We start from the raw sequence: 19,828 nt of genomic DNA, 5'->3' as shown, positions 1-19,828 counted from the left end.
CGGCGTTGCGTCATACGTTCGGTGGCTCCCCACCCACACTTCGTATGACGCAAGGCGGCTCGACCCCGCTGTTAGCCTGGCGGCGTGACGCATGGACTCGACACCACCGCCTTCGATCCTCAGATCCGCGTGCAGGACGACCTCTTCCGCCATGTGAACGGGCCGTGGCTGCGGGAGACGCCCATTCCGGCCGACCGAGCCACCGCTGGCGCCTTCGTCCGGCTTCTCGACGAGGCCGAGAAGATCGTGCGCGGCATCGTCGAGCGGTGCGCCGAGGACCCCGCCTCTTCCGAAGAGCGCACGATCGGTGCGCTGTACCGCAGCTTCATGGACGTCGAGCGTGTCGAGGAGCTGGGGGCGGCTCCCCTTGCCGCTGACCTGGAGAGCATCGCGGCGATCGGTTCGATCCCCGATGTGGTTCGCACCCTCGGCTCGCTCGAGCGATCGGGGGTCGCGAGCATCATCGGGCTGTACATCGCCCCCGACCGCGGCAACCCGGACCGCTACATCAGTCACATCGTGCAGAGCGGCCTCGGCCTTCCCGACGAGTCGTACTACCGGGAGGATTCCTTCGCCCCGATTCGCGAGGCATACGCCGCACACATCGCGACGATGCTCGAGCTCGCCGGACTCGACGCTCCCCGCGAACGGGCCGAACGCGTGCTGGAACTCGAACGTCGCATCGCCGCTCAGCACTGGGATCGGGTCGCCACCCGCGACGCTCAGAAGACCTACAACCTGCGCACCGGCGACGAACTGGCCGCGCTGCTGCCGGCGTTCGACTGGACAGCGTGGGGCGAGGCCGCGGGCATCGCACCCGAGGTCCTCGCCGAGGTCGTCGTCTCCCAACCCTCGTACCTGGAAGGCCTCGCCGAACTGCTGACCGACGATTTCGTGCCGGCCTGGTCGGACTGGTTGCGCTGGCACGTCGTGCACGCGGCCGCCCCGTACCTGTCTGAAGCGTTCGTCGCCGAGAACTTCGCGTTCTACGGCCGCACGCTGCAGGGCACCGACGAGCTTCGTCCACGGTGGAAGCGCGGCGTCGGCTTCGTCGAGGGCTCGATGGGCGAGGCCGTCGGCAAGATCTACGTCCGCAGCGAGTTCCCGCCCGCCGCCAAGGAGCGGATGACTGAGCTGATCGGCAACCTCATCGAGGCGTACCGCCGCAGCATCAGCGAGCTGTCGTGGATGAGCGACGAGACCAAGAAGCGCGCACACGAGAAACTCGACGCCTTCACGCCCAAGATCGGTCACCCCGAGAACTTCCGCGACTACTCCGCGCTCATCGCCGACCCGCACGATCTGCTCGGCAACGCCCGGCGCGCGCTGTCATTCGGCATGGACGTCGAGCTCGCCAAGATCGGACAACCGATCGACCGCGACGAGTGGTACATGACCCCGCAGACGGTTAACGCCTACTACAACCCGACGATGAACGAGATCGTCTTCCCCGCCGCGATCCTCCAACCGCCGTTCTTCCACGCGGACGCCGACGACGCGGTCAACTACGGCGCAATCGGTGCGGTCATCGGCCACGAGATCGGACACGGCTTCGACGACCAGGGCTCGCAGTACGACGGCACGGGTGCGCTGCGCAACTGGTGGACCGACGAGGACCGTACGGCGTTCGAGAAGCTCACCGCCGCGCTCATCGCGCAGTACGACGGTCTGTCGCCAGAGGGGGCAGACGGCCAGACGGTGAACGGCGCCCTGACCATCGGCGAGAACATCGGCGACCTCGGGGGCCTCGGCATCGCCTACAAGGCATTGCGCCTCGCCATCGGAGCCGACGAGCCCGAGCCGGTCGACGGGCTCACCGCCGACCAGCGGTTCTTCCTCTCATGGGCTCAGGCGTGGCAGGGCAAGACGCGTCCGGCCGAGACGGTCCGCCGACTCACCGTCGACCCGCACTCGCCACCGGAGTTCCGCTGCAACCAGGTCGTGCGCAACATCGACGCCTTCTACACGGCCTTCGACGTCACGCCAGGCGACGCTCTCTGGCTCGACCCCGAGGAGCGCGTCACCATCTGGTGATGCCCGCGTTCTGGTCTACCCGATCATGTAGACCAGACCGTGCCCACGTCGCGACGTGTCGACGGCGAATCGCTGCGCAGCACGCAGGAAGTGCATGACGTACTCCTCCTCACCCTGACGATCCGTGGGTCGTGCTCGGCGTGCTCGACGAACTCCGGTGCCAGCGGATAGGCGTAGTAACGGATTCCCATCCTCCAGCCTGAAGCGGAGCAGGGACGTGACCGGTGCTGACGAGGCCCGCCTGTGGACGAGATGGCCATGTGAGCGGTGGGCGGGAGGTCACTCGACAGTTCTCTGATCGTCGGGGCCCTCGTGATGTGGTCTCGATACGGCCCTCGTTCCTCGGGCCTACTCGACCACCAACATGCCCGAGCGGGCCTACTCGACCACCAACATGCCCGAGCGGGCCTACTCGACCACCAACACGCCCGACCGGGCCTACTCGACCATCGTGCGCGCGCTGGTCACTCCGCGGCGCAGGAGGTGCCGGTCCACCAATCGCCGAGAAGACGGAGTGTCTCGTCGCCGAGCGGGTTGACGCCAGGTCCCTTGGCCAGGGCGTGGCCGGCGAGCACGTGCAGGCACTTGACCCGCGTGGGCATGCCGCCGGCGCTGATGCCGTCGATCTCCTCGACGTGGCCGAGCGCCTCACGCTCGGCAAGGTAGCTCTCGTGCGCGCGGCGGTACGCGGCCGCGAGCTCGTCGTCCTCGGCCAACCGCGCGGTCCACTCGGCCATCAGGCCGGACGCCTCCAGCGTGCCGATGGCTCCGGCGAGACGCGGGCAGGTCAGGTAGTACAGCGTCGGGAAGGGAGTGCCGTCGGGCAGCCGCGGTTCGGTCTTGACGACGTTGGGATGCCCCGACGGGCAACGCGACGACACCTCGACCATCGCCCGTGGCGGCCGGCCCAGCTGTTCGGTGATGGTCGCGACGTCATCGTCGGTCAAGGTCACGGGTTCTCCAACACCTCGTCGGGATTCTGCTCCTCTGGACTCGTGGGCGGCTCACCGGCCTGCTCCACGCTCCCCCATAGTTTGCCGTACCAGGCCCGGTCCGCCTGTGACGGAGGGTCGTCGAGGCGTCCGACCTCGCCCTGCAGCTGCCCGTCGACGCCGATGACGCGGTAGCCGACCTCGCCGGGCATCACCCAGCCGAAGCGATCGCGCGCCTGCTGCTTGATGAACGCCGGGTCATCCCAGCGATCGATCTCGTCATGCAGCTCGTCGATGTCCTGCTCGGCCTGCCGGTTGGCCTGCTCCAGCGCGCTGATCTCGCTGCGCTGCTGCCACCAGGCGTGCAGCGTCGCGGTGTACGAGGCGACGAGCAACACGACGACCGCCAGGAGGATGAGCGCGCGTGCCGTGAACCGCGTCCCCGTCGGCCGACCGACCGGAGCGCGGGTCGACGTGGGCCGCCGCGGCGCCTGCGACGAGGCACCACGGCTCCCACGCGACGGAGCCGAGCCGCGAGCTGGCGGTCGACGGGACGCGGCCATCGGCCGTCAGCGCGACAGGCGCGGGAAGGCGCTGGCGCCGGCGTAGACCGCTGCCGGGCCGAGCAGTTCCTCGATGCGCAGCAGTTGGTTGTACTTGGCCACGCGATCCGAACGAGCCGGCGCACCGGTCTTGATCTGACCGCAGTTCGTGGCGACGGCGAGGTCGGCGATCGTGGTGTCCTCGGTCTCGCCCGAGCGGTGGCTCATCATGCAGGCGAACCCGGCGCGGTGCGCGAGGTCGACCGAGTCGAGGGTCTCGCTGAGCGAGCCGATTTGGTTGACCTTGACCAGCAGCGCGTTGCCCGCGCCCTGCTCGATGCCGCGCGTGAGGCGCTCGACGTTGGTGACGAAGAGGTCATCGCCGACGAGCTGCACGCGATCGCCGAGCTCCTCGGTGATGGTGACCCAGCCGTCCCAGTCCTCCTCGTTGAGCGGGTCCTCGATGGAGACGATCGGGTAGGAGTCGACGAGCTCGGCGTAGTAGGCCGTCATCTGCTCCGCCGTCCGCGACTCGCCCTCGAACGTGTAGACGCCGCCGGACTCGAACTCGCTCGCCGCGACGTCGAGCGCGAAAGCGATATCGGTGCCGACGCGGTAGCCGGCCTTCTCGACGGCCTTGGCGATGAGGTCGAGGGCAGCGCGGTTGGACGGCAGGTTCGGCGCGAAGCCGCCCTCGTCCCCCAGACCCGTCGACAGGCCCTCGTCCTTGAGGACGGCCTTGAGAGCGTGATAGACCTCGGTGCCCTGGCGCAACGCCTCGGCGAAGCTCTCGGCGCCGATCGGCGCGATCATGAACTCCTGGATGTCCACGTTGGAGTCGGCGTGCGCGCCGCCGTTGAGGATGTTCATCATCGGCACCGGCAGGACGTGCGCGTTGGGCCCGCCCACGTAGCGGAACAACGGCAGCCCGGCGGACTCAGCGGCCGCCTTGGCCACGGCCAGCGAGACGCCGAGAATGGCGTTGGCACCGAAACCACCCTTGTTGGGCGTGCCGTCCAGATCCATCATGACCGCGTCGATGGCTCGCTGGTCGTCGGCATCGAGATCGGCGAGTGCGTCGGCGATCGGACCGTTGACGGACTCGACCGCCTTGAGGACGCCCTTGCCGCCGTAGCGGGAACCGCCGTCGCGCAACTCCACAGCCTCGAACTGACCCGTGGACGCGCCGGACGGAACGGCTGCGCGGCCGATCGTTCCGTCATCGAGAGCGACCTCGACCTCGACGGTCGGGTTGCCTCGGGAATCCAGAATTTCGCGTGCGCCGACGGCGTCGATGATGGCCAAGGCCTGCTCCTGTGGTCGTGGGGAGTGGGAACAACCTCAGCCTAGCGCCTCGGATCGGCGCGCCCTGGACAGCCGCGCGGTGCGGGTCAGCCGCGGTCCGCGTGGCGGCGCGCGGCACTCTTCAACGCCGCTTCGGCGTCGACCCCCTGCGCCCTCGCCTCGGCGACGATGGCCAGGAGGCGGTCGCCGATCTCGTCCGACGCAACGGGTTCTGCCGCGACTCGCCCGAGCACCTTGTCGGCGTACATGAGGGCGGGAAGCTGCTCGGGAATCCCCTCCGCCGGATGCGACCGCCGCTTCTTCTCGGCCTTGAGCCGCTGCCAGTTGGCGTCGACCTCGGCCGCCGAGTTCACGGTGACGTCGCCGAACACGTGCGGATTGCGGTGAACGAGCTTGTCGCGGATCCCGGCGGCGACCTCGTCGATGCCCCAGCCCTCGCCGTCGGTGGCGGCGATCTCGGCGTGGAAGACCACCTGCATCAGCAGGTCGCCGAGCTCCTCGCGCAGATGCTCCGAATCGGCCGCGTCCAGCGCCTCGAGGGTCTCGTACGCCTCCTCGATGAGGTAGCGCCGCAGGGTCTCGTGCGTCTGCTCACGCGTCCACGGGCATTCGGCCCGCAACCGCGCCATGACGTCGACGAGTTCGCGCAGCGGGTCGCTCATGCCCGGCAGGTCAACGCCGCGGGAAGTTCTTGGCCCTCGATCACCGGACCCGGCACCGAGAGCGAACCCGTCGGGGCCACGACCTCGCCGAGTCCGCTCATGCCGAAGCGCGGGTCGATCTCGATGTCGAGGTCGCCGGCCTGCTCCATGAGCAGCTGCTGGCCGGCCCGCGCGAGCTCCTGCTGGCTCATCTGCTCGGCGCGCGCGCCGAGTTCCCGCTCGGCGAGCTTGGTCGCGACCGCCAAGGCTCGCTCGTTGCGGGCGATCGTGGACACCACGAGGTCCGTCTGTTCACCGAACAGCTGCCGTGCCTGCTGGGTCTCCTCGTCGCTGAGCCCGGGCGACGGCACGTCGATGCCCTCGTCCTCGGCGACCTGCGTGGCGACCGACTCGATGATCAACAGGGAGAGCGCTTGGCGGCGGACATCGCCACCCGGGATCGACGAGGTGCCCTGAGCCGTGGCGGTCGCGAGCGAGAGCGCGCAGTACCCCTCGCTGACCTCGTCGGCCTCGGCCATGGAGATGCGGGTGTCCCCCACCACGGCGGCACTGCCCGGTTGCACCGGTCCGCAGGCGGTCAGCGCCGTCGCGGCGACAGCAAGGACGACGAGACGAGAGCGGGCGCTCATGGAACCTCCTCAGGGGCCGGGCGAGACCAGACTACCCATGACCCAGATCACGTCCGCTCAGCCGGCCAGGGTGTCGAGCACGCCCGAGACCCACTCGATGAGTTCGCGGTCGCGCAACGGCTTGCCGCCGACCGGCGCCGTCTTCGGGTGCGGGACCAGCGCGACCTCCGCGGCCTGCTTGTACAGGCTCTTGGGGTACACGCGGGCGAGGCGCAGCTGCGCCGACTCGGGAAGCTTGACCGGCGCGAAGCGAACGTTCGAACCGGCCGCCGTGACCTCGCTCAGACCGCTCTCGCGCACCTTGACCCGCAGTCGCGCCACGTCGAGCAGCACCTCGACGGGCGTCGGCGGCGTGCCGTAGCGGTCGTCGAGCTCGGCCCGCAACTCGTCGACGTCGGACAGCGCCCGCACGTCGGCGAGCCGCTTGTACATCTCCAGGCGAAGACGTTCGCTGGGTACGTAGTCGTGCGGCAGGTGCGCCTCGATCGGGAGCTCGATCTTGACCTCGCGCTCGGGCTCACCTTCGCCGCGGAACTCCGCGACGGCCTCCCCCACCAGGCGCACGTACAAGTCGAAACCGACGTCGGCGATGTGACCGGACTGCTCCCCGCCCAGCAGGTTGCCGGCGCCGCGGATCTCGAGGTCCTTCATGGCGACCGCCATGCCGCCGCCGAGTTCGGAGAACTGGGCGATCGTGGCGAGCCGGTCGTGCGCCGTCTCGGTGAGCGGCTTGTCGGGCGGGTACAGGAAGTAGGCGTACGCCCGCTCCCGGCTCCGGCCGACGCGGCCGCGCAGCTGGTGCAGTTGCGACAGGCCGAACATGTCCGCCCGCTCGATGATCATCGTGTTGGCGTTCGACACGTCGATGCCCGACTCGACGATCGTGGTGCAGACGAGCACGTCGAAGCGCTTCTCCCAGAAGTCGACCATGACGCTCTCGAGCTGCTGCTCGCTCATCTGCCCGTGCGCCGTGGCGATCCGCGCCTCGGGCACCAGATCCCGCAGGTGCTGAGCGACCTTGTCGATGCTCTTGACCCGGTTGTGAATGTAGAAGACCTGGCCCTCGCGCAGGAGCTCGCGGCGGATCGCCGCGACCACCTGCCGGTCCTCGTAGGGCCCGACGAAGCTCAACACCGGGTGCCGTTCCTCCGGCGGCGTCGCGATGGTGCTCATCTCGCGGATGCCGGTGATCGCCATCTCCAGCGTGCGCGGAATCGGCGTGGCGGACATGCTCAACACGTCGACGGAGGCGCGCAGGTGCTTGAGCGCCTCCTTGTGCTCGACGCCGAAGCGCTGCTCCTCGTCGACGATGATGAGCCCGAGATCCTTGATCCGGATACCCGGCTGCAGCAGCCGGTGGGTGCCGATGACGAGGTCGACCGAGCCGTCGGCCAGCCCCTCGAGGGTCGCCTGGGACTCCTTCTCGGACTGGAAACGTGAGAGCGCCCGGATGGTGACCGGGAACTGACCGAAACGCTCCGCGAAGGTCGCATAATGCTGGCGCACGAGCAGCGTCGTGGGCACGAGCAACACGACCTGCTTGCCGTCCTGGATGGCCTTGAACGCGGCGCGCACGGCGATCTCGGTCTTGCCGTACCCGACGTCACCGCACACCAGACGGTCCATCGGCACGATGCGCTCCATGTCGCGCTTGACGTCCTCGATCGTGGAGAGCTGATCGGGCGTCTCGACGAACGCGAAGGCGTCCTCCAGCTCGCGCTGCCACGGGCTGTCGGGCCCGAACGCGTGTCCCTTGGTGGACTGGCGGGCGGCATAGAGCTTGATGAGTTCGCCGGCGATCTGCCGGACGGCCTTGCGCGCCTTGTTCTTGCGCTGCGTCCAATCGCTGCCGCCGAGCCGGTCGAGGGTCGGAGCTTCGCCACCGACGTAGCGGCTGACCTGGTCGAGCTGGTCCATCGGCACGAACAGCCGATCCGCCGGTTGACCGCGCTTGCTCGGGGCGTACTCGAGGACCAGGTACTCGCGCTCGGCGCCGTGGACCACACGGTTGACGAGTTCGATGTAGCGGCCCACGCCGTGCTGCTCGTGGACGACCGGGTCGCCGGCCTTCAGCTCGAGCGGATCGATCTGCTTGCGGCGCCGCGCCGGCATGCGGCGCTCCGCCCGGTCTGCGGCCTTCTGGCCGACGAGGTCGTCATACGTGAGCACGACGAAGCCGAGATCGGCCGCGACGAAGCCCTCGTCGAGATCGGCCACAGCAACCTGGACGACCCGTGCGGAGGTTCCCGTCGCCGGTTCGAGCACCTCGACGGCGCGGGCGGCGACGTCGTGCTCGGCCAGCCACTCCACCGTGCGCTGCGCCTGGCCGGGGCCGGGGACGGTCAACAGCACCGCATGGCCGGCCTGCTGCCAGGTGCGCAGGTCCGCCAGCGCGGCCTCGGTGTCGCCGCGGTAGCGCGGGGCCGGTTCGACCGCGGCGACGAGGCTCTCGTCACCCATGGCGAACGGGCCGACGTCCGCCCACGTGTGGCGGGCCTCGGCGACCCGCTCGCGCACCTCGGCCAGGTCCTTGAACGCCGCCGATCCGAGGTCGATGGGCGACTCCGCGCCCGTGGCTGCGGCGGCCCACGACGCGGCGAGGAACTCCTCGCTCGTCGTGACGAGGTCCTGAGCACGCCCGCGGACCCGTTCGGGGTCGCAGACCAGGACGGTGGAGGACTGCGGGAGGAGGTCGACCAGCAGTTCCATCTCCCCGACGAGCACCGGAGCCAGCGATTCCATCCCCTCGACCGCGTGCCCCTCGGCGAGCTTGCCGAAGAGTTCGTGGAGCGACGGGTGTTCCTGCGCCAGTACGGCCGCCCGCTGGCGGACCTCGTCGGTCAGCAACAGCTCACGGCACGGTGGCGCCCAGAGCCGCTCGACCGGCTCGACCGTGCGCTGGTCGGCGATCGAGAAGTGCCGAAGTTCGTCGACGGTGTCGCCCCAGAACTCGACTCGGACGGGATGTTCCTCGGTGGGCGGGAAGACGTCGACGATGCCACCGCGCACCGCGAACTCGCCCCGGCGTTCGACCAGGTCGACGCGGGTGTACGCAGCGCCCGCCAGCCGGCGCACGACCTCGTCGAGTTCGATGTCCTGCCCGGCGGTCAGTCGGACCGGCTCGATGTCGGCGAGTCCCTTGACCTGCGGCTGGAGCACGGACCGCACGGGGGCGACCACCACACGTGGCCGCTGCTCGCCCCCGTGGACGAGTTGGCGCAGCACGGCGAGCCGGCGCCCCACCGTGTCCGACCGCGGCGACAGCCGCTCGTGCGGCAGCGTCTCCCACGCGGGGTAGTACGCCACGTGATCCGGGTCGTCGACGAGCGTCGTGATGTGATCGACGAGGTTCTCGGCGTCGCGGGCGGTGGCGGTGACGACGAGGACGCAGGAGTCGTCGCGCACGAGCGCTGCGGCCAGGAAGGGGTTGAGGGCCGCCGGCGCCGTGAGCCGGACGTCGAGGGCGCCGCCATTGCGGTCGGCGAGGGCCTTGGCGACGGCGGGCTCGCGCGACAACGCCTCGACGAGGGCGCGCTGGGAGGAGGGGGAGGTCATCGTATCCAGATTACGCTGTGGTTCCACACCTCACCCCGAGGGCCTCCGGCCCGAGATGTGGTCACTTTCGGGTCACTGAACGGCGGCCGGGTGACCGAGAAGCGACCGCATCTCGGGCCGGAGGGCGGCCGGGACCTCGGTTCAGCGATTGAACGAACTTTGCGTCTTCACGAGCCCGTCGACGAGGAGGCTCTCGACGGCGTCAGCCGCCTCCTCGACGTTCACGCCGAGCTCGCGGCGCTCGGCGGACGAGAAGGGCTTGAGCACGAAGTCGTGGACCGGCTGGCGTCCGGGAGGTCGCCCGATGCCGACGCGGATGCGGTAGTAGTCACCGGTACCGAGCGACTGGCGGATGGACTTGAGGCCGTTGTGACCGTTGTCGCCGCCACCGAACTTGATCCGCAGCGCCCCGAAGTCGATGTCGAGCTCGTCGTGGATGACGACGAGATGGTCGGTCGGGACGTCGTAGTACTTCGCGAGACCGGCGACCGGTCCCCCGCTCTCGTTCATGTAGGAGCGAGCTCGCCCCAGCACGACGCGCTCACCGGAGAGCCGTCCCTCGACGACCTCGGCGCGGCGGCACGTATGCAACGTGAAACGGCCGCCGACGCGCTCGGCGAGCACGTCGGCGACCAGGTACCCGACATTGTGGCGGGTCGCAGCGTACGTCGGGCCCGGGTTGCCGAGCCCGACGATGAGCCACGTCATCAGCTTTCGGAGCTCTCCCCGGAGACGCCGATCTCACCCTCAGCGGCGGCGTGCTCGATGCCGGCGTCGGCCTCCGCCTCCACCAGCTCCGCCTCGACCTCGGCGGCCGTCGGAGCGTGGGTGACGTTGATGATGAGCAGATCGGACTCGACCGCGAGCGCGGCACCCTGCGGCAGCTGCAGGTCGGCGGCGGTCACCTGGGCGCCCGCCTCCAGCCCCTCGACCGACACCTCGATCTCGGACGGGATGTGGGTGGCCTCGGCCTCGATCGTGACGGAGGCGTTCTCGGTCACGAGCAGCGCGTCCGGACCCGGCTCGCCGACGACCGTGATCGGGACGTCGACCTCAACCTTCTCACCGCGCTTGACGATGAGGAGATCGGCGTGCTCGATGAAGCCCTTGAGCGGGTCGCGCTGAACCTGCTTGGGAATCGTGAGGTGGTTCTCCGAGCCCAGCTCGATGTTCAGCAGGGCGTTCGAATTCTTCAGGGCCAGCATGAGGTCGTGGCCCGGCAGCGTCACGTGCACCGGATCGGTGCCGTGACCGTAGAGGACTGCGGGCACCTTGTCGGCGCGTCGGATACGGCGCGCAGCGCCCTTGCCGAACTCGGTACGGGTTTCAGCGGCGATCTTGATCTCGGCCACGGGGGTGAAGCTCCTCGAATACGTCGTCATTCAGGTGGTCTCGGCGCCTTGGACAAGGCTCGACTCAGCACTCGCACTCGAGCGCCGCGTCGATCACGGCCGGAAAGGGCCCTCGCCGAGGCAACCCCGAGAGTCTACCCCACCGCCGGTCGGCCACAAAAACCGCTCTCCGCGGCCGCGCTCAGAGGAGCAGGCGCGGCAGCCCACGACGCAACACGACGTGGGTCGCGAGGGTCAGAACGGCCACGGCCAGCACCGCGGGAAAGGCGCCGAGCGAACGGAGCGCGAGGAAGCCGAACACCGCGATGAAGCCGCTCCCCGCCAGCGTGGCCACCGTGATGGCGACGTCGTCGTCAGGATCCCGGTCCCGTGTCGCCCGGAGGGTCAGCACCGCGACCCCGGTCGTGAGCCAACCGCCGAGGAGCCCGATGCCGGCGACGACCGCGCTCGCAGCGCCGAGGGCAGAACTCCCCGAGCCGATCACCACGGCACCCGTCACCGCGATCAGCGCGTACAGCACTCCCACGAGCATCGCGAGACCGAACGCGCGGCCGCGGTGGAGCACGACATCACTCCGTGAACAGGCTGGTGACCGATCCGTCTTCGAAGACCGCGGACACCGCTTGCGCGAGCAGCGGCGCGATGGACAGCACCGTGAGCTTGTCGAAGTGCTTGTCATCCGACATCGGCAGCGTGTTGGTCACGATGACCTCACGAGCGCTGCAGTTCTTGAGCCGATCGACGGCCGGGCCGGAGAACACGGCGTGCGTCGCGGCGATGACGACCTCGGCCGCGCCCTCGGCCATCAACGCCTCGGCGGCCTGGACGATCGTGCCGCCGGTGTCGATGAGGTCGTCGACGAGGATGCAGGTACGACCCTTGACGTCGCCGACGACGCGGTTGGCCTTGCTCTCGTTGGGGCGGGAGATGTCGCGCGACTTGTGAATGAACGCCAGCGGCGCGCCACCCAGCGAATTGGCCCAGGACTCGGCGACCTTGATCCGGCCGGCATCGGGCGAGACGACGGCGAACGGCTTGTCGGCGTACTTCTTCTTGACGTGCCGCGTGAGGATGGGCATCGCGAGCAGGTGGTCCACCGGACCGTCGAAGAAGCCCTGGATCTGGGCCGTGTGCAGATCCACGGTCATCAGGCGGTCCGCGCCGGCGGCCAGGAAGAGGTCGGCGATCAGCCGGGCTGAGATGGGCTCACGGCCGAGGTGCTTCTTGTCCTGACGGGCGTAACCGTAGAACGGGAGAACCACCGTGATGCGCTTGGCGGAGGCGCGCTTGAGCGCGTCGATCATGATGAGCTGCTCCATGATCGCCTCGTTGATCGGCGCCGCGTGGCTCTGGATGACGAAGGCGTCGCAGCCGCGCACCGACTGGTCGAAGCGGACGTAGATCTCGCCGTTGGCGAAGTCGTACGCGGTCGTCGGCACGAGATCGACCTGCAACAGCTCGGCGACCTCCTGGGCCAGGGTGGGATGCACCCGGCCCGAGAAGAGCATGAGGTTGCGGGTCGGCGTGCGCTCACTGAGACTACTGCTGGTCACCGGTGTTCTCTTCCTGCTGTGCTGCGGAGGCGGCCTCGTGCGACGCCGAGCCGGGCCGCCGGCTCGCGACCCACCCTTCCATGATCCTCTGTGACCCAGCGCTCACGCCCAGCGCCCCCGGCGGGATGTCGTCACGGACGATCGTTCCCGCTCCGGTGAAGGCCCCGTCGCCGATCTCGACAGGAGCGACGAACACGTTGTCGCAGCCGGTCTTGACGTGCCGCCCGATGGTCGTGCGGTGCTTGTGCTGGCCGTCGTAGTTCGCGGTGATCGCGCCGGCCCCGAGGTTGCTGCCCTCGCCCACGGTGGCGTCGCCGATGTACGACAGGTGCGGCACTTTGGCACCGTCCCCGAGCGTGGAGTTCTTCGTCTCGACGAACGTGCCGACCTTGCTGGCGGTGCCGAGCTCGGTGCCCGGACGCAGGTACGCGAAAGGGCCCACCGTGGCATCCGGACCGACGACGGCGTCGCTGCCGTGGGTGCGCACGACGGTCGCGCCGCGTCCGACCTCGACGTTGCGCAGCGTGGTGTCCGGGCCGATCGTCGCGCCCTCGGCGACCGTGGTCGCGCCGAGCAGTTGCGTGCCCGGGAGCACGGTGACGTCCGGCGCGAGCGTGACGTCGGAGTCGATCCAGGTGGTGGCGGGGTCGACGATCGTGACGCCTTCGCGCATCCAGTGGTCCGTGATGCGCCGGTTGAGTTCGCGCGCCAGCCGGGCGAGCTGGACGCGGTCGTTGACGCCCTCGGTCTGCCACACGTCCTCGAGTACGTGCGCCCCGACCGGCAGACCGTCCTCGACGGCGAAGCCGACGATGTCGGTCAGGTAGAGCTCGCCTTGCGCGTTCTGCGGTGTCAGACGGTTCAGCGCGGGGACGAGAAACGCGCCGTCGACCACGAGGATCCCGCTGTTGATCTCTCGCACGGAGCGCTCGTCGTCGCTGGCGTCCTTGTGCTCGCGAATGGCCACGACGTCTCCTCCGGCATCGCGAAGGATGCGGCCGTAGCCGGCCGGGTCGTCGACGTGGGCGGACAGGATGGTGACGGCGCGACGGCCCTCGCGGTGCGCGGCGACGACCTCGGCGAGGGTCTGGGCCTGCAACAGCGGCACGTCCCCATACGTGATGAGGACCGTGCCGAGCGCAGCCGGATCGAGGTCGATGGCGTTGAGCGCGGCGCTGACCGCGTCGCCGGTGCCCTTGCGCTCGTGTTGGACCGCGACAGTCGCTTGGGCGTCGAACGAAGCCAGAGCCTCCTCGACCTGCTCGCGCTGGTGGCCGACGACCACGACGCGGCGCCGTGCTCCGAACTCCTGCACGGCGGCCAGGGCGTGAGCGAGCATCGGACGACCCGCGAGTTCGTGCAGGACCTTGGCTCGCTCGGACTTCATGCGGGTGCCGGCACCGGCAGCCAGGACGATCGCGGTGACGTTCGCGTCCACGCGCGGCTCCTTCGTGGTCGAGAGCGGGGAATGGGCGACCGACCCGCAGTGGACGGCCGGGGAGCCGTTTGCGGCCCACCCCTCAGCGTACCGGGCGATGCCGTCACCGCCCCGGCCCGCGACATGCCAGGTGTCGCGCATCACCGAGCGCTTTCTGCTGCGCGAGACATGCATGCTGGGACGACTGGCTCCCCGGGTAGGAGTCGAACCTACGTCGCTAGTCCTGATTCAAAGTCAGGCGGGCCCTGCCGACAGACCAACCGGGGAAAGCGGGTCCAGCGTACCGAACCGGTCGAGTAGGAGCCCAGCTGCCGGTGCGATCACCAGGCAAGATTCTCGACCTCAAGATTCTTGATGGGTAGACTCTCGCCATGGACGAGGTCGACCGGATCGTCGCCGCATGGCGCCGCGAGCGCCCCGAGACCGACGTGTCCCCCATGGAGGTGCTCAGCCGCGTGACGCGCCTCGCCAAGCACCTCGATCGCCTTCGCAAGCAGGCCTTCGCCGCGCAGGGACTCGAACCCTGGGAGTTCGATGTCTTGGCGGCCTTGCGACGCGCAGGCGATCCCTATGAACTGTCGGCCGGTCAACTCGTGACCGCCACCATGGTGACGAGCGGAACGATGACCAATCGGGTCGACCGGCTGCAAGGCAAGGGACTCGTCGAACGTCGCCCTGCCCCGTCGGATCGCCGCGGTGTCCTGGTGCGACTCACCACCGCCGGACGCGAGCGCGTCGACGCGGCGCTCGACGAGCTCATGCACCACGAATCGCGCCTGCTGGCCGACCTCCCGGCCGCCGACCGCGAGTCCATCGCCTCGTCACTGCGCGTGCTGACCCAGCCGTTCTCGGAATAAGCAACCCGATCCGAACGGTCGCCCCGCGCGAGGAGCCAGCGGTGGGCGGTGCACCATCAACGCATCGCCGACTGCCCGCCCGGGCAGCGGTGCACCATCAACCCATCACCGACGCTGACAGGTTGACCAGGCACCGCCCCGGCACCCGACAGGTTGACCACGCACCGCCCCAGCGCGCGAGGGGGTCAGAGGGCGTCGAGTTCACCTGCAGCGTCGAGCCAGACCGCTTCGGCCGCGTCGAGTTCGGCGGCAAGCTTGCGGCGCTCGGTATCCAGCGCGGTCAGTCGCTCGGGGTCGGTGGCCGCCTGCGCCATCTGCGTGTCGAGCTCCTCGACCTGCGCCGTCAACTTCTCGACCTGTCGTTCGGCACGCGCCAGATCCTTCTTCAGCTCACGCTCTCGCTGCGCCGACGGTCGCGACGACAAGGGTTCCGCGGGCGGTGCCGTGGCGATCTCCGCCGCATCGCGCGCTTCCACGGCCCGCTGCAGCCTCAGGTACTCGTCGACGCCCCCAGGCAGGTGCCGCAGATGACCGCCGAGCACTGCGTACTGGTGATCGGTGACCCGCTCCATCAGGTACCGGTCGTGCGAGACGACGAGCAGCGTGCCCGGCCAGGTGTCGAGCAGATCCTCGATCGCCGTCAGCATGTCGGTGTCCATGTCGTTCGTCGGCTCGTCGAGGATCAGCACGTTCGGCTCCTGCAGGATGATCAGCAGGAGCTGAAGCCGCCGACGCTGACCGCCGGAGAGGTCGCGGATGGGCGTCGCGAGTTGCTGGGTCCGAAAGCCGAGCCGTTCGAGCAGCTGACCGGGGGTCAACTCCTTGTCACCGGCGACGTAAGTGGCGCGCTGTCGCCCGATGACGTCGCTCACCCGCTCGTCGGCGATCGCGTCGAGTTCATGGAGCGATTGACTGAGCGTCGCGATGCGGACGGTCTTGCCGCGCTTGACCCGACCGGCTGACGGCTGGACGTCACCGGTCACGACGCCGAGCAACGTGCTCTTGCCCGCGCCGTTGACGCCGAGGATGCCCGCCCGCTCCCCCGGCGCGATGCGCCACTCGACGTCGCGGAGGATCGTGCGGCCGTCCGGGGTCTGCACGCTCACGTCGAGCAGATCGACGACGTCCTTGCCCAGCCGGGCCGTGGCCAGCTGCGTCAGCTCGACGGCGTCACGCACGGGCGGCTCACGTTCGACGAGCTCGTTCGCCGCGTCGATCCGGAACTTCGGCTTTGAGGTGCGAGCGGGGGCACCGCGCCGCAGCCACGCCAACTCCTTGCGCATGAGGTTCTGGCGACGGGCCTCGCTCGCGGCCGCCTGCCGGTCGCGCTCGACGCGCTGCAGGACGTATGCCGCGTACCCGCCCTCGAAGGCATCGACCGTGCGGTCGTGCACCTCCCACGTCATCGAGCACACCTCGTCGAGGAACCACCGGTCGTGGGTCACGACGGCGAATCCGCCGGTGCCCGGGGGCCAACGCTTCTTGAGGTGCTCCGCGAGCCACACCACAGCATCGATGTCGAGATGGTTGGTCGGCTCGTCGAGGATCAGCACGTCCCAGGATTCGATCAACGCGGCGGCAAGGGCGATCCGCCGACGCTGCCCGCCCGAGAGCTTCCCGATGGTGACGTCCCACGCGACGTCGCGTGGAATGAGCCCGTCGATGACCTCCCGGACCCGGGCGTCACCGGCCCACTCGTGCTCGGCCCGCTCCCCGACGACGGCGGCGCCGACGGTGAGCGCGGGGTCCATGGCGTCAGACTGATCGACGTAGCCGACCCGAAGGTCGCGCCGCCACGTCACTCGGCCACCGTCGGGATCGAGCCGCTTGGCGAGGATGCGCAACAAGGTCGACTTGCCGTCGCCGTTGCGGCCGACCACGCCGATCCGATCACCTTCGGCGATACCGAGCGTGACGTCGGACAGCACCTCCTTGGTGGGGAACGACATCGCCAGCCGCTCGCCCACGATCAGTGGTGCCATCAGCCGACCACCCGCGCACCGGCGGCGGGGCCCTCGGCGACGACCACGCCGTCGAAGATGCCCTGATCGCGCAGGTCGACCGAGAAGACCTCTGCGCTCTCGGAGTCGGGCATGAGGAACACGGTCGTCGGTCCCGAGCCGGAGAGGAGGCCCGTCAACGGCGGCCTGGCAGAGCCCACGTCGAGACCGCGCGCCAGCTCCGGGCGCAACGAGAGGGCCGCGTCGGTGAGGTCGTTGCGCATGGCCCCGGCGAGGGCTTCCGGGTCACCGCTGCCGAGCGCGGCGAGGACCCCGTGGGGCTCGTCGGGCGTGTTCTTGCCCCGCCCCTCGGACAGGCGGTCGAACTCCGCGTAGACCGCGGGTGTGGACATCCCCTCGGCGTACACCCCGAGGACCCAGTGGAAGGTCGAACGCGACAAGACCGGGGTGACCTGCTCACCCCGTCCCGTGCCGAGCGCATTGCCGCCGTGCAGCAGGAACGGCACGTCACTGCCGAGAACGGCAGCGAGGGTGTCGAGCTCGCGCCGGGTGAGGCCGCCTCGCCAAACGTCATTGCAGGCCAGGAGCGCACCGGCGGCATCGGCCGAACCGCCCGCCATTCCTCCGGCCACGGGAATCGCCTTGCGGATGCGCAGATGGACGCCGAGATCGGGTTCGGCCAAGCGGTCACGCAGCAGGAGCGCCGCTTGCGCCGCGAGGTTCGTGCGGTCGCTCGGGACGTGGGGCATGGGCTTCCCCAGGATGTCGACCACCTCGACGTTGACGGCACCGTCGTGACTCGCCGTCGCCGTGATCTCGTCGTGGATGTCGATCGCGTGAAAGACCGTGGCCAACTGGTGGTAGCCGTCGGCCCGGGCCGCTCCGACATGGAGCGCCAGGTTGATTTTCGCCGGGACGCGCACCTTCACACTTCGCACCGGACCAACGCTAGGGCATGCGCCTAGCGGCGCTCGCCGGCGAGCCGCGCGAAGTCCTCGACCGCCAGTTGCTCGCCACGCGTCCGCGGATCGATGCCGGCGGCGCGCAACGCTTGTTCGGCCGCCTCGCCGGTTCCGAAGTGCGGCGTCAGGGCCGCGCGAAGCGTCTTACGCCGCTGGGCGAACGCGGCGTCGATGAGTCGGAACGTCGCTTCCCGGTCAGCGGACGGCGGAGGGCGCCGGGACAGCCGTACCAGCGCGGAGTCGACGTTCGGCACCGGCCAGAAGACGGTCCGGCCGACGGCGCCGGCGAGTCGTACGTCGGCGTACCACGAAGCCTTCACGCTCGGTACTCCGTAGGTGCGTGAGCCGGGACCCGCCGCGAGCCGGTGCGCGACCTCGGCCTGCACCATGACCAACACCGACGCGATCGAGTCGAACGTCTGGAGCATGTGCAACAGCACCGGGACCGAGACGTTGTACGGGAGATTGGCGACGAGCGCGGTGGGGGCGGGACCGGGGAGCGAGTCGACCCGCAGCGCGTCGGCGTGGACGACCGTCAGGCGGTCTGCCAACGGGCCCGCGAACTCGGCTGCGGTGGCCGGGAGTCGCGCGGCGAGCACGTCGTCGATCTCGATGGCCGTCACGTGGGCGGCCTCCGCCATCAGCGCCAGGGTGAGAGAGCCGAGACCGGGGCCGATCTCGACGACCACGTCGTCGGGACCGACCCCGGCCTCGCGCACGATGCGCCGCACCGTGTTGCCGTCGGTGACGAAGTTCTGTCCGCGCTGCTTGGTCGGTCGCAAGCCGACCTCGTGGGCGATGCGGCGGATGTCCGCCGCCCCCAGCAACCGCGGTGCTTCGGACGTCGTCAGCGCAGGCCCAGCTTCGACGAGCAGGCCGGCCACTGACCCCAGCCGGCACGCTGCTGCAGGATCGACGCGCGGTGGATCTGCTCCTCCCGGCTGTGCTCGTGCGGCAAGCCCGTGCCACCGACCGAGCGCCACGTCTGCGCGCTGAACTGCACGCCGCCGTAGTACCCGTTGCCGGTGTTCGCCGCCCAGTTGCCACCGGACTCGCACTGCGCCAGCCGGTCCCACACGCTGCCGTCGGCGACGGCAGGGGCGGTGTCGGGCTGCTTCGTGCCGCGCTTCTCGACCTGAGCGACGGGCTCACGGACCGTGCTGCGTGACACGACGGTACGCTCACGAACCTCGCCGTCGGCCAGCACGAGCTGGACTTCCTCGGTCGCCTCGCCGGGCTCACCCGCGGTGACGACTTCCTTCTCGCCCTTGGGCAAGGAGGCGTCCTCCTGGACCTGAACCTCGAAGTCGACCGGAACGGTCTCGGTGCGGGTGACCTTCTCGATGCGCACCACGCGCAGAGCGCTGGTGTCCTTGGCGACGTAGCTCTCGAGGCCGGGTTCGACCTCGTCGTCCTCGTCGACCTTGACCCCGGCCTCGTCCAGCACGTCCTGCACCGTGGGCTTGTTGGTCTCGACCTGCTGGTCCTTGCCGTCGGCGGTGACGGTGATGGTCTTCGGAGTGCTCACGACGATTTCTTCGCCGAAGCGGTTGAGCTTGTCATCGAGCTTCGCCGAGACGTACGCGCCCTCGGCCGGGTCGACGTCCAGATCGTCGAGGAGCTCCTCGACGGAGATGGCGTGCGTGACCTCGTCCGTGGTCTCGCCGTCGACGACGACCGTGACGGGCTTGGCGTAGCGCACCGAGATCGTCTCGTCGTCCGGGAGCGGAGCGTCGAGATCGTGAGAGACCTTGTCCTCCGGACGTGGCTCGACGCCCTGGCTGGTCAACAGCTCGTCGACCGTCTCGGCCGAGGTCCGTGTCGTGGTGATCTCACCGTCGACATCGAGCGTGACCTTCTGATCGAACTCAGCCGCCGCCACGAGACCGGCCGTCGCGATCACCACCGCGGCGACCGCGGCGACGAGCTTCAGCACGCTCTTCGGATGGAGTTCGGGAACCGAAAACTGCACGAATCAAACCTCAACAAACGTCGTTGACAACCTGTCCACCTTGACCGAGGCTGCCACGGGCAGTCAAGCTTTCC

At 69.4% G+C, this 19,828-nt stretch carries 17 protein-coding genes and 1 tRNA gene; 2 read left to right on the top strand and 16 right to left on the bottom strand.

Annotated features, from left to right (window positions below; translation table 11 throughout):
* Positions 1-84 precede the first annotated feature (84 nt).
* Positions 85-2,034 carry a M13 family metallopeptidase gene (locus D9V41_RS05805; RefSeq protein WP_121793591.1) on the top strand — a complete coding sequence of 650 codons (1,950 nt, stop codon included), beginning with the start codon at positions 85-87 and terminating at the stop codon, positions 2,032-2,034.
* 464 nt (positions 2,035-2,498) lie between these two features.
* Here D9V41_RS05805 and D9V41_RS05800 read toward each other — a convergent pair whose 3' ends face one another.
* The 12 genes from D9V41_RS05800 to D9V41_RS05745 all read right to left on the bottom strand — a co-directional run bounded on the left by D9V41_RS05800 (position 2,499) and on the right by D9V41_RS05745 (position 14,269).
* Positions 2,499-2,987 (bottom strand): DUF501 domain-containing protein, encoded by a 489-nt coding sequence (locus D9V41_RS05800; RefSeq protein ID WP_243697163.1) that lies wholly within the window; start codon positions 2,985-2,987, stop codon positions 2,499-2,501.
* Positions 2,984-3,376 (bottom strand): FtsB family cell division protein, encoded by a 393-nt coding sequence (locus D9V41_RS05795; protein WP_424922789.1) that lies wholly within the window; start codon positions 3,374-3,376, stop codon positions 2,984-2,986. Before D9V41_RS05795 ends, D9V41_RS05800 begins: the two co-directional genes overlap by 4 nt.
* A gap of 159 nt (positions 3,377-3,535) precedes the next feature.
* Positions 3,536-4,813: a phosphopyruvate hydratase gene (eno, locus tag D9V41_RS05790; RefSeq protein ID WP_121793589.1), complete on the bottom strand. Its 1,278-nt coding sequence runs from the start codon at positions 4,811-4,813 to the stop codon at positions 3,536-3,538.
* Positions 4,814-4,899: 86 nt separating this feature from the next.
* Complete coding sequence (locus D9V41_RS05785) at positions 4,900-5,475, bottom strand: nucleoside triphosphate pyrophosphohydrolase (protein ID WP_121793588.1); 576 nt, start codon at positions 5,473-5,475, stop codon at positions 4,900-4,902.
* Positions 5,472-6,104, bottom strand: coding sequence for a SurA N-terminal domain-containing protein (locus tag D9V41_RS05780; RefSeq protein ID WP_121793587.1), 633 nt, complete (start codon positions 6,102-6,104; stop codon positions 5,472-5,474). The genes D9V41_RS05785 and D9V41_RS05780 overlap by 4 nt, the downstream gene beginning before the upstream one ends.
* Before the next feature lie 57 nt (positions 6,105-6,161).
* Complete coding sequence (gene mfd, locus D9V41_RS05775; RefSeq protein WP_121793586.1) at positions 6,162-9,659, bottom strand: transcription-repair coupling factor; 3,498 nt, start codon at positions 9,657-9,659, stop codon at positions 6,162-6,164.
* Between the two features lie 141 nt (positions 9,660-9,800).
* The gene (gene pth / locus D9V41_RS05770) at positions 9,801-10,367 is read right to left on the bottom strand and encodes an aminoacyl-tRNA hydrolase (RefSeq protein ID WP_121793585.1); all 567 of its coding nucleotides are present in this window, start codon (positions 10,365-10,367) and stop codon (positions 9,801-9,803) included.
* Entirely contained in the window at positions 10,367-11,011 is a 645-nt protein-coding gene (locus D9V41_RS05765; RefSeq protein ID WP_121793584.1) for a 50S ribosomal protein L25/general stress protein Ctc, read from the bottom strand. Before D9V41_RS05765 ends, pth begins: the two co-directional genes overlap by 1 nt.
* A gap of 181 nt (positions 11,012-11,192) precedes the next feature.
* A complete protein-coding gene (locus D9V41_RS05760) occupies positions 11,193-11,576 on the bottom strand; it encodes a hypothetical protein (protein WP_121793583.1) in 384 nt (127 codons plus the stop codon).
* A gap of 4 nt (positions 11,577-11,580) precedes the next feature.
* Positions 11,581-12,564, bottom strand: coding sequence for a ribose-phosphate diphosphokinase (locus tag D9V41_RS05755; RefSeq protein WP_121793582.1), 984 nt, complete (start codon positions 12,562-12,564; stop codon positions 11,581-11,583).
* On the bottom strand, positions 12,551-14,002 hold the full coding sequence (gene glmU / locus D9V41_RS05750) for a bifunctional UDP-N-acetylglucosamine diphosphorylase/glucosamine-1-phosphate N-acetyltransferase GlmU (protein ID WP_121793581.1): 1,452 nt from the start codon (positions 14,000-14,002) through the stop codon (positions 12,551-12,553). Before glmU ends, D9V41_RS05755 begins: the two co-directional genes overlap by 14 nt.
* Positions 14,003-14,187: 185 nt before the next feature.
* A tRNA-Gln gene (locus D9V41_RS05745) sits at positions 14,188-14,269 on the bottom strand.
* 104 nt (positions 14,270-14,373) lie between these two features.
* Between D9V41_RS05745 and D9V41_RS05740 the strand changes: the two genes are divergently transcribed.
* Positions 14,374-14,859 (top strand): MarR family winged helix-turn-helix transcriptional regulator, encoded by a 486-nt coding sequence (locus D9V41_RS05740; protein ID WP_121793580.1) that lies wholly within the window; start codon positions 14,374-14,376, stop codon positions 14,857-14,859.
* A 185-nt stretch (positions 14,860-15,044) separates the two neighbouring features.
* On the opposite strand, the gene D9V41_RS05735 is transcribed toward D9V41_RS05740, so the two are convergent.
* From D9V41_RS05735 to D9V41_RS18585, 4 genes are read right to left on the bottom strand one after another with little or no spacing between them, the layout of a single operon-like run.
* Positions 15,045-16,841, bottom strand: a complete 1,797-nt coding sequence (locus D9V41_RS05735) for an ABC-F family ATP-binding cassette domain-containing protein (RefSeq protein WP_121793579.1) — start codon at positions 16,839-16,841, stop codon at positions 15,045-15,047.
* A complete protein-coding gene (locus D9V41_RS05730; protein ID WP_121793578.1) occupies positions 16,841-17,758 on the bottom strand; it encodes a 4-(cytidine 5'-diphospho)-2-C-methyl-D-erythritol kinase in 918 nt (305 codons plus the stop codon). Before D9V41_RS05730 ends, D9V41_RS05735 begins: the two co-directional genes overlap by 1 nt.
* Before the next feature lie 23 nt (positions 17,759-17,781).
* Positions 17,782-18,666 carry a 16S rRNA (adenine(1518)-N(6)/adenine(1519)-N(6))-dimethyltransferase RsmA gene (rsmA, locus tag D9V41_RS05725; protein WP_121793577.1) on the bottom strand — a complete coding sequence of 295 codons (885 nt, stop codon included), beginning with the start codon at positions 18,664-18,666 and terminating at the stop codon, positions 17,782-17,784.
* On the bottom strand, positions 18,630-19,754 hold the full coding sequence (locus D9V41_RS18585; RefSeq protein ID WP_121793576.1) for a resuscitation-promoting factor: 1,125 nt from the start codon (positions 19,752-19,754) through the stop codon (positions 18,630-18,632). Before D9V41_RS18585 ends, rsmA begins: the two co-directional genes overlap by 37 nt.
* Between the last annotated feature and the right edge of the window lie 74 nt (positions 19,755-19,828).

It is taken from the genome of Aeromicrobium phragmitis, assembly GCF_003674095.1.
GTDB lineage: Bacteria > Actinomycetota > Actinomycetes > Propionibacteriales > Nocardioidaceae > Aeromicrobium > Aeromicrobium phragmitis.
The sequence above is the reverse complement of the archived record's forward strand: the minus strand, read 5'-3'. Positions and strand labels throughout refer to the sequence as shown.